Consider the following 14,329-nt stretch of genomic DNA (forward strand, 5'->3'; position numbering starts at 1 on the left):
TATACACTACAATACTGAATGGTGCAAATTTTAAACATCAAAAGAAGAGCTGAGCTTACGCTCAGGTTTGGTTGACTTTTGACCCCTCCCTATAGAGGAAAGGGGATTGCAGTCAATGTAGGTTCAACATCTCCATTTGTGAAATATTTTTCCAAGTGGTTACTTATAATGCTTATATCAACATTCCACTCATAGTTGCTACGTTCTTCCCATGTGTCAATTGCTTTGTTAATGACTTTGATGCCACGTGCGAGCTGCCAGTTGTTGACTGTAATCAGATGATTAAGTGCTTTGTCAGCAATGCCGTCAACGTTTGCTTTGCCAAAATGAATGCTTTGATGACATTCTGTGCAAATGCAGGCAATTCTTGTTAAGGTTTGGTTTCTTACAATTTGACCGCTATTACCCGTTCTTTCAGTGAAGTCAAATAATTCGTGAGCTTCGAGATAGATTTTTCTAGGGTAATTTGGACTTTGACCACAATATTCACACCGATAGTGTGCGCGTGATACAGCTAATTCTTTGACTAATTCCCACTGAACATCATCAACGGCAGCTCGAACATTATTGTACCAGCTAGATTTTGGAATCATTTTTGGAATGAGGATATTAGAATAATTTCTATCTTCACCAAAAATTTCCCAAGGAAGTTGTTGGTGGTACCACTTCGAGAATTTTTTGATAGTAGCACTGTCAGCACCAAATGGAAGTAGATTAACTTCATCGGAAACTGGTAGAGAATATCTGTTAGTTTTTCCTTTAACTTTGGTGGCGCCAAGAGATTCGACTTCTTGACGATCATTGTAAGGTACGATTAGTTCTTCGGTCACTATGGATCCTTTCTAGCTGTTAATACAAATTATCAGCAATTTCGTTTTTATTTGAGATAGTTTTCCAGATAGCTTCATCAATAGTAGAGAAAGCGTGATATTTGCTAATCATATTGATAACAAGTTTAGTGTCTTCTTCATTGCTATCAAGCCTGTGGATGCGGTTAATACGTTGCCTGTATGTCGCACCTGCCCAAGGTAATGTTGCATTGATAAGTAAGTTAGAAAACCCTATGTTAAGCCCCGCATTCCCTGCGTCAGAGAGCAGTAGTACGTTTCTGTCTTGTCGATTATCTTCAAATTGATGCAAGATGTCTTGCCTGTCTTTTGTAGGCACGCTGCCGTCAATTCTGTAAGGAATTTGTCTAAATTCTTTTTCAAGCGCTTCTTGAATTAAGTCTAAAAATGATGTGTATTGAGAGAAAATGACAATTTTTTTGTTATCTTCTGATTCAAAATATTCCCTGATGATGTCTTTTAAGGCTTTAATTTTTTGACCCGAGTCGATTCTTGTATATTTTGTTTCAAAAGTCTTAACGTATTTTTTTGCTATGAAACTGTCAGATTTGTATAGAAGTTTAGGCTCACTGACAACGCTTTGCAGCATTGCTTGATAGCCCATAACTGCGTCTTCGTTTTTAGCTTGTTCTTGTTTGAGTTTTCCTAAAGCAATTTCTTTTTGCTGACTATCAATTATATCTTGTATGACTTTTTGGTCTTGTTCGATTGTTTGATAAATTTCTGCTTGACGGTCGCTCAGATCGATATACAGATTTTTCTCAATCATTTTAGGAAGATTTTTAGCAACGTCTTTTTTCATGCGTTTAATAATATACGGTGCAAATGTATCTCTCAATTTATCTAAATTGTGATAGCCTAAAACGACTGTTTTATTAAATTTTTCTCCAAAGATAACATAGTCTTTAGTGAACTGTTTTTTGTCAGGGAAAATTGTTAATTCTTGTGGTAGTGTTCCGTCTAAAACTTTTGAAATTGAATATAGTTCATCGGGTTTGTTGCTGACAGGAGTACCAGTAGCAAGAAACAAGTAACTGTGCTTTAAGCGTAAGAAACTTAGAGTTTGCTTTGATTTAATATTTTTTAGTTTTTGACTTTCGTCACTAATAAGCGTCAGCTTGTTTTTTGGATTTCCATAAAATTTGTTTATCAATGATTCGATTAAATCAATATCCGTACGGACACCTTCGTAGTTGGTAATTAATATTTGTGATTCCGTTTGGCTTGAAAAGAAAGCTTTATAAGTTTGCTCACGTTTAGTTTTTGCTCCTGTAATAACGGTAGCAGTGAAAGTAGTGAACTTGTGTACTTCTTCTTGCCATTGACCTTTGAGAGACGCAGGAACGACGACTAGCGCCTTGTTTGTTTGACCGCGATAGAATAATTCATTGAAAGCTGAAAGGCTTTGCATGGTCTTTCCTAGCCCCATTTCGTCGCCAATTAGTTTAGCATATTGTGTTTCTTCGACTTCTTTTTCATGCCATAGCTCATTGTTTTCGTCGAAAATCTTCACATGCGCTTTTTTCTGGATAGGTGTAATAAGAAATTCTGCACCTTCTTCTTGAAATGGATAGGGCTGGATTTTTAACTTATCTTTATGTAGTAGCTTTTCAGTGATTTTAGGGGTGTTATGATATGGAATCTCAAGGATTGTATCTACAGTTTGAGTATAGGTTGTGTATTTATCGAATTGCGCGTGCCATTTTAGAAATACTGATGGATTGACGTAGAAGTTGTAGTCGTCAATAGGGACAACATTACCTTGCTTTTGCTGGTCTATCAACCATTGGCTCATTTCTTGCCAAGGCTCATGATAAACACTTCCGTTTCGTGTTAATTTAACGGCTTTACCTGTCTTATCGCTTATGAATTTTGCCATATATGCCATGGTATAGTTTCCTTTCTATTGTTTTTTTTTAGTTAAGCTTGATGATGTCGTCCCAATCTCGCAAGTAATCTTCTGAAAATACGATGTAGTAGTTGATTTTTTCAGCTTTTTTGTCGATTATTTTGACAATAGGTGCTTTATAGATTTTTTTAACAGGAATGATTTTTCGTGCGTTGATAGCAATTGTTTTCTCTTTTTTGTTGATTCTGTTTTCAGAGATGAATTTAATGCCTTTGCCTTTGAGGTCTTTTAGCTGATAGTATATTTTCTGGTCATTGCTATTTCTAATTCGTTTAGAAATGTTCAACCTTTTTGCAATTGACTGATAGATAGATTCTTCTGCATATAGGATAGATTGTGTATGTTGTGGCTCTTTAGAACCGATATAAGTCTTGTTTTGAGGGTTGTAGATGGCAAGGTCTAATTCTTTAGCATATTTGATAACGGTTTGTTCAGAGATGCCTAGAGCCTTGCTAAGGGCGATTGTAGTGACAGCTTCTTGATGATTGAACATGCGTTTTAGCTCAAGTTGTCTTTCTTCTTTTTTGCGATTAGCCGCTAAGCTGTAATTGGTTAATTTGCTCATTATGAATTTCCTTAATTGACTTGTTTCCTATCTTATATTTTAACAAAAAAAATAATCTATTAACATGATGTTTCAGTTATAATGTTGGAGCGTTGACCAAGCAGGATAATCAATTAGCAGCCTTTTTGATTCTGTCAATTTGTGTTTTTTTGTAAGTTTCATAGTGATAATGACTTTGTCTTGGGTGATTGCGTCTGCAATGCTATTAGTAGTTGTATTCAGCCCTTTCTTATATGTTTTGTAATACAACGGCCAGTCTTCCTCTATTTCGTAAGGGGCTAATTCTTTTGCTCGATTCATAGAATCGTGTATCAATTTTTCTTTTAGTGATTGCAAGTTTTTTTTGACAATCAATTCTTCTGTATGCAGGTATCGGTCAAGAATCTTGTATAGTGGCATGCCATTTTCCTTTCTAGTTTTCACATTTCACATTTTGGTTTTTAGTTCGATAATTCGATTCGAGATTTCTTTTTGTACTTCGATATAGCCTTCAGCAAGTCCATTATAGTACTCGAAATCGCCTGCTTGATCTAGGTTGAACGTGTCTAAATCGTTTAGATATGCGGATTGTTCGTTAATGGTGAATAATTTGCCATTGATGATAGAACGAAGATTTTTGAGTTCTTCGACAAGCATGTTGTTTTGTTTCATGATAACGCTTTGTTTGATTGTATTGTGTTTTGCTGTTGATTGTAGAAGTAGTGCCATTAGATTAGTCCTCATTGTTTTTTCTATTTTTTTTGACAGGAAATACTGTCAAAGAAAGAAAAAACCCACTGGGAAGTGGGTTTAATGTGGTTCAAAAATTTTGTAGACTCATGCAGCTGTTTCTTTTTCAGCCGTCAATAGGCTTAATTCTTTAATTTTATTTTGATAGATAGTTTCGTCAAATTCTTCATTGTGAGCATTAATAAGTGTTTTATACTCAGAATAAAGTGATTTGGTTTCATCAATATTAGTGGTTATCTTAGACATAAGCAGTTCTTGATTTACAAGATTATGAAGTTGAGCTGATGATTGTTTATAGTTATATTCATCAAATGTCCAGCTTCCTACAATTTGATCATTAACCGTTGCTTTGAAATTATAAGTATTATAGCTTAATAATTCTGAGTTAATCAAAATTTCACCATTGTAACTAAAAGTAACACCATTTAGAACGAAAACTTCGTCATATAATTTAGGCTTTAAGCTATCGCTGTTATAACTGTGTTTAAACATATCTGCAAATACAGTATTAATGAATTTAGCTTTTGTATAAGTCTTTTGAATTGTATTATAAAGTTCTTGAGCACGTTCTTGCTGTTGATCTGATACAAACTTAATTCCTTTAGAAGATGATTGAAAACCTTTAAGTAAAGTTAGATTTTTAGTCAATGTATCTTTTTTGACACGGATTTTAGAAGTTAGATTCTTAATTCGAAGGTTACGTTTTCTATTTTGTGCTTTTGAAGTTTCACGCAATAGTTCCATGTTATAAATTTCTTTTTTCAATTCAAAGATACGCTTAATAGATGGATCACTAATAGTAGCTTGTAGAATTTCTTCATAATTAAGTGATTCATTACCAGTAAAATCTTCCCCTGAGTCAATTGCAGGTACGCCCTCATATATTTGACTTAAAATAGTTTGTTTTCCAGATACTTTTTGCCAAAGATTTGTGTCAAAGGTATCTTTAGTCAGATATACAAAAATATCAACGTCTATATTTTGATTACCTTGTCGAATAATTCTACCTTCACGCTGAATTAAATCAGATGGTTTCCATAAAATATCTACATGGTGAATTGCTTTAAGGCGTTTTTGATAGTTTGCGCCAACACCACCTTTAGAAGTTGATGCGAAGATAATGCGCTTTTCACCAGTGTTTAGTGATTCGTAGAAATTATCATATGCTTTACCTTTTAATTTATCGCGGTCATTAGCAAATACAATATCGCTTTCGTCAACTCCTAATTCAATAAGCATATTTTTGATATAGTCATAAACGTTGAACTTGTCAGAGTTGTTAGAAGTACCCAAATCAAGGAATATAGCTTGTGTAAGACGTTCTTGTGCAGTTTCATGGTAGATACGTGCGACGTTCTTTGCTACCTCAGCTGGCTTTTGTGTATCGCTTGCTTTATAAGCATCTTGATCATAAAGTTTCAGGGATAATCCTACTTTTTTACCGTCGCTAGTTAATTTAAGGTAATTATCTTCGTAGGGTTCAACACGATTTTGTTTAATATCTTCAGCACGTTCAGCAATTTCTTTCATCAAATCTAGTTGAAGTTGGTTTGCTGAAATATCCACTACATGATAATGAGGTTTTGGCAAGTTAAGGTCAAGAGATTTAGCACCCGCAAAGTCGATAAACGTGTTCAGTTGATTCAACAAATAAGTGAGATTTTTGAATTTAGTAATTTTTCTTACGTCAACAAACCCTGTACCACTTGGTGCAAATTCGGTTACATTTTCAACAACTGCAAATTTGTCAAGCCACTGCTTATAACTTAATCCTTGTAAGGTATTTGGTGCTAATGTTTCTTGAATAACGTACAACTCATTGATTGAATTTGAGACGTATGTTCCAGTTGCCCAGATAACTTTATTACCTTTATTGAGCATGAGCTGAGTCAATAAATGATTCTTTTCGGCTTTATTAACATTTGAGCCAGTAGCACCTTTAATATCACTAGGGCTATCAGCAGGTACACGATTTTTGTAGTAATGGCTTTCATCCAAGTATAAAACATCAAAATTAAGGTCATCAAAATCAAGATTAACACGGTGATTATCGTTAGAGGTAGCAAGTTTAGCTTTTTTTTCAGTAAGGTCATGTAATTGTTTTTGTAGTGCTTTTTTAGCATATTTACCTTCGGTTGAAATAAGCTTTCTTGTAACTTCTTCAATAGTTAAATCAATAAACTCGTTAGACATGTTTTCATATCCTTCATAAGTAACGATTACTGCTGAATAGTTGTTTTGGATAATTTTTAAGTATGTTTTTTGAATGTTTTTTGTGTTGAGATCTTTTGATTCTAGTGCAATAATTTTTGTCAAAGGAAACGATTTTTTGTATTCAGCCTGAAAAGGTTTTTGAAGACTTTTAGGCATAATGAATAAGCCACGTTTTGCTTGATTGAGCGCTTGCATTGCTTCAAAAGAGAAAATCATTTCATAAGTTTTCCCCGCACCAACGGCATGGGCTAATAGTGTTGCTGGTTGTTTCAGAATCGTAGCAATAGCACTTTTTTGATGTTGTCGCAAAGTAATATCCTTGTTTTGGAAGGGAATTTTATCAATATCAATTTCTTTGATGAGCGTTTTGTTGAAAATATTTTCATATTGTGACAAGGTATTTTTGACCAGAATATTAATCATTGATTCAAACGGTTTTATTTTTTTAAATTCCATGTCATTTTGTTCATATTTTCCATCAATTTCTTTTAGATATTCTTGGTATTGTTCTTGAAGCTTTGCAGCAATATCGTTATTGATTTTAGTTTGAATAGTGTTAAATTCAGGATCTTTAGTGTTTACTTTCAGTGATTTATTTTTAGCAATTTTGTTAAATACTTCAGCAATTTTGTTAGTATCAGCTATTTCTTGTAACTCGTTTACAGCCGAGCCATAACCTAAAGTTTTGATTGTTTTGTTGAATTTATCTTTAAAATCAAGAGGACTGTCAGTGTATATTACATTGTATTTTTGCGATAAAAAGCTTTTGAAGATATAGAACACGTTAATGTTGTTGAATATTTCTGAGTTAATAATTAACGATTGGTCCGAAATTTTATTTTCAATGATACCGCCTGCAGATTCAAATTTTTCAAGTAGATTATTTTCCTCAACTGATAATTCTTTCTTGTAGTAGAATTTCTGAAGGGTATGCTTTAAAATTTCATCTTTGATAATATCTTTATATCCATCTTGTGTTTTAATGATAATGTTATTATTAACCAGAAAATCTACAATTTCTTCTGCAGGTTTCTTTGCAGTAGCAGTAATAGCATTTAAAATTTTATCCATATCACTAAGTTGACTTGAAAAATGAATGTAAAGTAGATATACGTTGTTGCTGATGAATTCTAACGGATAATTTTCTTCTTTCAGACTATTATTTAGAATATTTTCGTTTACAAATTGATTATTTGAATCAAATTCAGATAATTCTTTATAGGCATCCCCAAAGATATGACTGTCCGCAATTTCTCGCATAGTTGCGGATAGGTTTTGATATTGACCTAATGTTTTTAGGATATAATCTTTCAAATCATTTTTAAGTGTATCGACTTGAGTGATATTAGTCCTGTCTTCAAGAAGAATTGATTTGTATAGATCAAAACCTTTGTCTAGTTGGACGGTAAACTTATTTTCTTCTTCGTTGACTGTTGCTTTCACATCAGTTACTTCATTGTTCTTGTTATGAATATATGAAATCTCTGTGTTTGGTAATGACGTAGGTAACTCAAGTTCATAGTCAAAGTTTCTAATATAGTAATACGGGTCGGGGGTATAGTGAGAAATGGTATTATTGTCTTGGAAATATCTCAGAGTAATCGTTTTGCCATATGGCGTTGAAACATCTTTTTTTTTAGTGTAATAATATTGGAGGTAATTATTGTAGTTTTTGTTATTATTTGAAAGTGCTTCAAGTTTTTCATTTGTCAATTTTTCAAGAAGTTTAACTTTTGGTAAGATTTCATCATGTTTTTGCAAGATGACAAAATAGGTTTGAGTTAGAATATCTGGAAAAAATTCCATAGGAATCGAATCAGTTTTAATTACACTAATGCTATTAAGAATGTGATTTTCAAATAGCGTATTTGATCCTTTTTTAGATTTTAACTTTTTCATTGTTGATATGAAGTTTTCGTTGATAATCATAACCATATAACCGCCTACTTTAAGTTTGCGTAGGCTTTGAAAGATGATTTGATTGTGAAGGGAATCTTTACCTAGTTCTTCACTATAAATTTTTTCTTTTGAGAATGGGGGATTCGCAACAACTAAATCAAATTGATCATCTTCAAGATTGTTTTCAAGAAAATCATTTCCTAAGAATTTAACGTCTGGTAGAGTTTGTTTCAAAATGAAGGCATTAACAGGGTTAAGCTCATAGGCGTAACTTTCAAGGTTATATTTTTGATTGACTGTTGCAGTATCATCGTTAGTTACTCTTTTAACGTTAGCAGCTCTTAGTAGGTTTCCAGTACCTGCTGATGGCTCTAGTACTTTAAGTGTCTTGCGATAATAATCGTTTTCCTTTCCATAGAGTTTATCAACTAAATGCCACAAGTCTTTTGACAAATATGGGTGAGTGAAGTATTCATAAGTATTGCCGTCGTTTAGCATTAAAATAAATTTGTCGCCATTTTCTTGACCAAGTTTTTCGTGGATGAAATCATGAGTTTCTTGTAAGTTGATGTACTTTTGATATTGGTGGATTCCTTTGTAATTTTCAAAATTATCAGGAATTTGTTCATCAAATACGGCAGATAAAAATGTAATTAAAGGGTTGCTTATTTTCTGGTAAGATGCCATTTTGATTTCAATTCCTTTCTGATTTTGATTAAGTTGATTTTCGTTCTCCGTGGTAGTGATAGTTTGAGTATTAGACATTTGTTTTCTCCATTTTCTTTATCTATAATGAAAAAACAGAGGACAGCGTCCTCTGTAATTCACTTAATAGTATTTGATGATTTTTTTGGTTTTTTGCTATTATTTTACATAATAATTATTATGTAAACTCAAATTTGATGCAAAAAAAACAGTTGCTATTTTTGGACTGTTTTCATAGTTTATCTAAACTGTCAATAATTTCTCGATCATCTATGTGGGTATAGAGTTGAGTTGTTTTAGTTGACGTATGACCTAGCTGTGTACCTACAAGGTTTAGATTTGAAGTTGTCTTGTAAAGTCGTGTTGCTAGTGTATGTCTCAATTTATGAGGTGTAGTAGGCTTACCGTAAGCTGTAGAATATTTAGTTAGGTTTCTTTCAGCAGTGTCTACAAGTAATTGATTTGATGATTTATTAGCAGGATTTGTGTTAGTGTTTGCTGTAAAAATAAAGCCGTTAGAATCGCTATTCGCACCTTCTTTAATTCTATCATTGAGGTATTCTTCAAGGTATCCTCTAGCAAAACTTGCGATAACAACTGTATCTCGCTTATTTCCTTTTCTGATAACATCAGCCGTCATCTGAGTGATGTTGATGTCTTTCATGGATAGATTTATGGCTTCGCTAATACGCAAGCCAGAAGCGCTGATAAGGGCAAATAAGGCAAGGTCTCTATTTTTCACTTTAAGAAACCATTTTTTAGCACGTATTGAGAGTGATAGTTCATAGTCGTTTGCTAAATAGTTTAAAAACTCATCAGTGTCATTAACAAAAAGTTTACTTTTTAAGTGGTTAGCTCTGGATTGTAAAGTTTCACTTGTTGCTTTAACTTGAACCTTTAACCAGACATTACGGTAGAAGTAGGGATCGTTAATTGTCCTCTCACGCGCGTTAGACTTGTCGTTAATGATCTTGTTTTCTTCTGATACGTAGTAGGGCGACTGTGTTGTAAGAAAGTGGTAGAGCGAACGTATGCTGTTATATATGTTATATATTGTTGATTGGTTTAGGGTTTGATTTGTTTTACCAACTTTTTTATTGCGCAGATTGAGATAGCTAATGTATCTTTCAGCGTCATTTTTAGTTAATTTCTCAAGACATTCCAAAGAAATATATTGAGTATATTTTTCAGATGAAATCTCCTCAGAAATTAACCAAGCAAAAAAGCTTAGATAATTTTTGAAGTAAGTATAAAAGGTTTGTTTTGAAAAACCTTGTACTAGGTTATGCTGGTAATAATCCTGAATGTAGTCAGGAAGTTGTTTGAGTTGATTATCAATTTTATCTTGAATTTTAGTCATAAGATTTTTTCCGTATTTTGATGAGTAGTAGTTACTTTATTATATCATATAACATACGGAAAAAGGTACATTTTTCGGAAAGAAGTTTGAGGACTTTCGATATTGACAACGTTTAGGTACTTTTTTGATTCTTGACTATTGGTTTAGATTTCGCTGTCAGTTTCCAAAGTTTTGAATTTTTGGTTAAGTTTTGCAAGGAATTCTATGAAATTTTTTTCGCGAGGTTTCCAGTTTTCACCAGATAAATCTTCTGCCCAGTCTACTTCAGGATGGTCTGAAATATGTTGCAAGGCTTCTTGTGAAAGCTGTTCTGCCATTTTTGTTCTATCTTCTAAGCTGTGGGTATTCCACCATTTAACAAAATTTGAATAATATTTAAAGGCATTCATGATGATTGCTGTTGGTGCTTTTAAAAGATAAGCTATGGTAGTATTTAAAAAAGCATCGTATTGAAGAATTTCTTTAAGACCTTCTTCACCTTCACCGAAGGTTGCAAAATTAGCAGTGGCTTCTTTTAAAGTTGCTATAAGATCGGTAATGAATTCGTTAGAGGATTCTTCATGTTTTTGATCTTTAAGATTTTCAATTTCAGCAGTTTTTTCAAGTGTTTTTAAAAATAGAGTATCATCATGCTCTGATAGGTTTGCATTGCGTTTTCTTGAGGTATCAATGGTTAATTTTTTATTTTTGTTTGAGATGCAAAATACGTAAGAAATTTGTTTAGAAATATCTTCTTTAACATCTTTTGTTAAATTGCTTAGCATTAGTTGAATTTGATTATAAGTATTTTTTACTGTATTTGCTGTGACAATACCAAAAACGTCGATGCCTTGATTAACTGCTTTTAGTGCAGCAATGTAATCTTCTTTGTATCTGATAGGCATGATGATTAAATCTGGTGTTACTGATGGGTTTTCTAAATTATCTTGTTTAGTTAAAAGTTGAACGATACCGAATGGTGCTGTGGTTACTTTGTTGGAATTATAGAAAGAACTTTTTTCTACTTCCAAGATTTGAAGTTGGTGGTCGTCCGCATAAATAATATTTTGATATTTAGGAATATTTTCTGATATTGAAAGCGCAACATTCATTTTGTCCATTCCTCTACTTCCGCTAAAAATGTAGAAATTACTTGCGTATTTTCCATGGTCTTGCAGAAGAATATCTTCGATGTTTTTTAACGAATCATTATAGAACTTTAGGCTATTATTTTCAGTCATTTTTCTACTTTCTATTTTTAAATTGCGTCAAAGCTGTTTAGTGCAGCTGCTGCTTTTGCGAAGAAATCATTAACCTCGTCATTATTTACTGCATTTGTTGTGGCAAATGGTGATTGAGAGTCAGTTGATTTTTCAGAGGTTTCTTCCAATTCAGCAAAAGGATTAAAATCTGTTTCTTGTTCTACTGGTTCTTTTTCAGCAACTCCCTTTTCTAGCTCAGCAACTGTATCTTTTAATTTATCAATTGGATCGACAGCTGGTTCTTCAGCTACTGGTTCTTTTCCTGTTTTTACTTCAAGTTGATTAACAGACGATTCTTCATTTGTAACTTGTGTTACTGAATCTTCTTGACGTTCTTTAAGATAGTTTTCTGCTTCTTCTTTAGTGTCAAATTCAGCAAAAGGATTAAGCTCTGAATCTTCTGCTCCTGGTTTTTCTTCTGTTTCTGGGGCAAGTCGACTAAATGGCCCTGACACAATCGTATCAAAAGAATCTACTACAAATGCAAACTTGTACTGTGGATCTTCCAGGCGTTCTTTAAGATAGTTCTCAGCTTCTTCTTGAGTGTCAAATGTAGTTACACTGTCGTCTGTCTTACTATTCGTCCAGTTTGCTGCAATTAGTACGCCTTCACTGCGCATTTCGCTCATGAAGTAAGAACCGTCGTGCTTAATATAGTATTTTTCAGATTTGGTTGGCGTATAACTTCCTACAGGGATGATTTGAATGAAAGGATTATTTTCAGTCGGTTTTGAAGTAGCTATTTCTTCTGCATCTTCCTTAGATTCTTCCTGAATAGTTTCTTGTACGGGTTCTTGTACGGGTTCCTTAGATTCTTCTTGGTTAGTTTCTACTGAACTTTCTTTTAGTGAGTTTTCTTCAACTGTTTCCTCTAGTGATTCTGATTCTTTTGCATCTAGTTCAGCTTGCTTTTTAGCTTCTTCTTCTGCACGAGCTGCTGCCATTTCTGCACGTGTGCGACGTTTCCGTTTCTTCGGTTTTTCTTCTAAAACTTTTTCTTTAGTCTCTTCTTGAGTTGTTGTTTCAGTTTGTTCTGGCGCGTGACTTTCTTTAGAATTGATTTCCGCCATGATTTGTTCATATGTTTTCTTTGTTTTTGCTGTTTCTACTGGTACTTCTTTTGTAGCTTCTGTAACGCTTGTAGTTACACCTTGAGTAATGGTCTTTACAGGTTCGCCTGATAGTGCTTGAAAGTCTTTAGATGTACTAAGACGTCCAAATGCAGCAATTTGTTCTAGTGTGTCTAGTTGTAGTTCTAGTGTGATTTTCATATTTTTATCTTTCCTTTTCTGTGATTATTTTTTTTGTAGTTCGAGTGTTCTGTATAGTCGTGGCAAAAATACACGAATATTTTCTGTGCTATATCCCACTAATATTATATCATTTTTCATAGTGATTGGCCCTTTGATTGTTGTTGGATTTGACAACATGAAGTTGATGACTTGCGAGTATGTCAAGTCCAAAAAAGCATTGCGGTTTTTGCCATATTGGTTCGTATATTTTTTGCTTTTTTGTGATATGAAGTCATCAATTGGCAATGAACTTTTTTGGATAATATTTGATAGTTCTGCAAATGATAACTCATTAATTTCTCGTTCTTCGTAGGGAATTTCATGTTTTTTCATGAAAGCTTTCACTTTTAGGGTATTTCTGGTAATTTGGTTACTAACTTCTCTTTTTTGATAGATAATAACTTTATTTTTAGAAAATCTTTCAGTCATTGTTTGAGTAGATTTCTTTTGAGTTAAGGTCATATAGTTTAATTGGCATAGCCCTTTCTTTTGAAATTTCTTTAGCTTGATTATAGACGTCCATTTGACTGTCAACGTGAACCGCTGCTTTTAGAATGATACTTTCAGGAATTTCTAACGTGTTATCTGTTGATTCTGCTAAAAGATGTCTTAATAGAACCATGTTTTCAGATTGATAATCAAGACCTCCCTTGACAGAGATTTCTACTACCTTGTCTGTCAGCAATTGACTTTCAGTGAGTAGTTCAGGTTCTTTTTTCACGATAGCGCTGAAACCCTGTATAATGCTTGCAGCAATTAACAAATCTTGATTCACAATAGGATAGTCCTGACAAAGCTTAATGCTGTTGCGCGTGACGCAGACAATGTGATAGAGCAATCCGCCATAATAGTCATGATTATTTTCTGTTGTTGCTTTTGATGTGAGTAGTTGATTAGAGTATGCCTGCACAAGTGCGTTAATGATTGTTTTATAATCATTATTGTTAATCAGATTGATATATTTGACAAGCTGTTTAGCCATATCGTTGCTGGCATATGGTGCTGTTTTCACGAAAATAGAAATAGGCTCGTCACTTGGATTGATGCTTGTAATACGCAGTTCTTCTACTTCTTTGTAGATTTTCACTAATCCATTAACTAAAACGACTTTTTGTTTTAGTTTGTTTAGGAATGATTTCCCGTCATCGTCAATATCCCAGATATTTCCTGTAATAGTATGTTCTTTGTCACGCAAAACAATTTGTGCAAAATCTTTGTTTTCGTGTGTTTTAGAGATTTCAACGGTTTCTAGTATTGCTGTTAATTCTACCATTTGACCAATAGATTGTGCTGTCAGATCTTTGATTCTCAAATCATCTCTCATTTCTTTTCTTTTTTCTTGACTTATCTTAGATAGGCTTTAATATCAGCAATTGTGTCTTCCAGTATTTTTAGCTTCACGAACAATTCTTTTTTGCTTAATTTTTTCATTTCCTTTTTGTGAACTACACCGACTTAACTAAACCTAGCGGTTATTAACGTTTGAAGTCGGAGCATCAAGATTACTTCGTAATCAAAAATATCTTGATTACGTTGTCACTCGAATTTTTCCTAAATAACCACGACT

At 33.4% G+C, this 14,329-nt stretch carries 11 protein-coding genes; all 11 read right to left on the reverse strand.

Features of this window, described 5'->3' with window-relative positions; translation table 11 throughout:
• Nucleotides 1–89: 89 nt before the first annotated feature.
• Nucleotides 90–830, reverse strand: coding sequence for a hypothetical protein (locus Hs20B_RS09320; protein ID WP_172357872.1), 741 nt, complete (start codon nucleotides 828–830; stop codon nucleotides 90–92).
• Between the two features lie 19 nt (nucleotides 831–849).
• Complete coding sequence (locus Hs20B_RS09325) at nucleotides 850–2,736, reverse strand: DEAD/DEAH box helicase (RefSeq protein ID WP_172357874.1); 1,887 nt, start codon at nucleotides 2,734–2,736, stop codon at nucleotides 850–852.
• 28 nt (nucleotides 2,737–2,764) lie between these two features.
• Nucleotides 2,765–3,322, reverse strand: coding sequence for a hypothetical protein (locus tag Hs20B_RS09330; RefSeq protein ID WP_172357876.1), 558 nt, complete (start codon nucleotides 3,320–3,322; stop codon nucleotides 2,765–2,767).
• Nucleotides 3,323–3,394: 72 nt separating this feature from the next.
• Nucleotides 3,395–3,721 (reverse strand): hypothetical protein, encoded by a 327-nt coding sequence (locus tag Hs20B_RS09335; RefSeq protein ID WP_172357878.1) that lies wholly within the window; start codon nucleotides 3,719–3,721, stop codon nucleotides 3,395–3,397.
• Between the two features lie 27 nt (nucleotides 3,722–3,748).
• Nucleotides 3,749–4,030 carry a hypothetical protein gene (locus tag Hs20B_RS09340; RefSeq protein ID WP_172357880.1) on the reverse strand — a complete coding sequence of 94 codons (282 nt, stop codon included), beginning with the start codon at nucleotides 4,028–4,030 and terminating at the stop codon, nucleotides 3,749–3,751.
• Nucleotides 4,031–4,138: 108 nt separating this feature from the next.
• Nucleotides 4,139–8,929 carry a methyltransferase gene (locus Hs20B_RS09345; protein WP_172357882.1) on the reverse strand — a complete coding sequence of 1,597 codons (4,791 nt, stop codon included), beginning with the start codon at nucleotides 8,927–8,929 and terminating at the stop codon, nucleotides 4,139–4,141.
• Between the two features lie 172 nt (nucleotides 8,930–9,101).
• Nucleotides 9,102–10,229 carry a tyrosine recombinase XerS gene (xerS, locus tag Hs20B_RS09350; protein WP_172357884.1) on the reverse strand — a complete coding sequence of 376 codons (1,128 nt, stop codon included), beginning with the start codon at nucleotides 10,227–10,229 and terminating at the stop codon, nucleotides 9,102–9,104.
• 143 nt (nucleotides 10,230–10,372) lie between these two features.
• A complete protein-coding gene (locus Hs20B_RS09355; RefSeq protein ID WP_172357886.1) occupies nucleotides 10,373–11,449 on the reverse strand; it encodes a P-loop NTPase family protein in 1,077 nt (358 codons plus the stop codon).
• Between the two features lie 17 nt (nucleotides 11,450–11,466).
• Complete coding sequence (locus Hs20B_RS09360) at nucleotides 11,467–12,741, reverse strand: hypothetical protein (RefSeq protein ID WP_172357888.1); 1,275 nt, start codon at nucleotides 12,739–12,741, stop codon at nucleotides 11,467–11,469.
• Nucleotides 12,742–12,765: 24 nt separating this feature from the next.
• Complete coding sequence (locus tag Hs20B_RS09365) at nucleotides 12,766–13,191, reverse strand: ArsC/Spx/MgsR family protein (RefSeq protein WP_172357890.1); 426 nt, start codon at nucleotides 13,189–13,191, stop codon at nucleotides 12,766–12,768.
• Nucleotides 13,184–14,086, reverse strand: coding sequence for a hypothetical protein (locus Hs20B_RS09370; protein WP_172357892.1), 903 nt, complete (start codon nucleotides 14,084–14,086; stop codon nucleotides 13,184–13,186). Before Hs20B_RS09370 ends, Hs20B_RS09365 begins: the two co-directional genes overlap by 8 nt.
• Nucleotides 14,087–14,329: the final 243 nt, after the last annotated feature.

The sequence above is a fragment of the Pseudolactococcus insecticola genome (assembly GCF_011170065.1).
GTDB lineage: Bacteria > Bacillota > Bacilli > Lactobacillales > Streptococcaceae > Pseudolactococcus > Pseudolactococcus insecticola.

What these genes read in the sequence shown, in the direction of transcription:
- Hs20B_RS09325 (WP_172357874.1), bottom strand. Translation starts at nt 2,736, where the DNA reads ATGGCATATATGGCAAAATTCATAAGCGATAAGACAGGTAAAGCCGTT.
- Hs20B_RS09330 (WP_172357876.1), bottom strand. Translation starts at nt 3,322, where the DNA reads ATGAGCAAATTAACCAATTACAGCTTAGCGGCTAATCGCAAAAAAGAA.
- Hs20B_RS09335 (WP_172357878.1), bottom strand. Translation starts at nt 3,721, where the DNA reads ATGCCACTATACAAGATTCTTGACCGATACCTGCATACAGAAGAATTG.
- Hs20B_RS09340 (WP_172357880.1), bottom strand. Translation starts at nt 4,030, where the DNA reads ATGGCACTACTTCTACAATCAACAGCAAAACACAATACAATCAAACAA.
- Hs20B_RS09345 (WP_172357882.1), bottom strand. Translation starts at nt 8,929, where the DNA reads ATGTCTAATACTCAAACTATCACTACCACGGAGAACGAAAATCAACTT.
- xerS (WP_172357884.1), bottom strand. Translation starts at nt 10,229, where the DNA reads ATGACTAAAATTCAAGATAAAATTGATAATCAACTCAAACAACTTCCT.
- Hs20B_RS09355 (WP_172357886.1), bottom strand. Translation starts at nt 11,449, where the DNA reads ATGACTGAAAATAATAGCCTAAAGTTCTATAATGATTCGTTAAAAAAC.
- Hs20B_RS09360 (WP_172357888.1), bottom strand. Translation starts at nt 12,741, where the DNA reads ATGAAAATCACACTAGAACTACAACTAGACACACTAGAACAAATTGCT.
- Hs20B_RS09365 (WP_172357890.1), bottom strand. Translation starts at nt 13,191, where the DNA reads ATGACTGAAAGATTTTCTAAAAATAAAGTTATTATCTATCAAAAAAGA.
- Hs20B_RS09370 (WP_172357892.1), bottom strand. Translation starts at nt 14,086, where the DNA reads ATGAGAGATGATTTGAGAATCAAAGATCTGACAGCACAATCTATTGGT.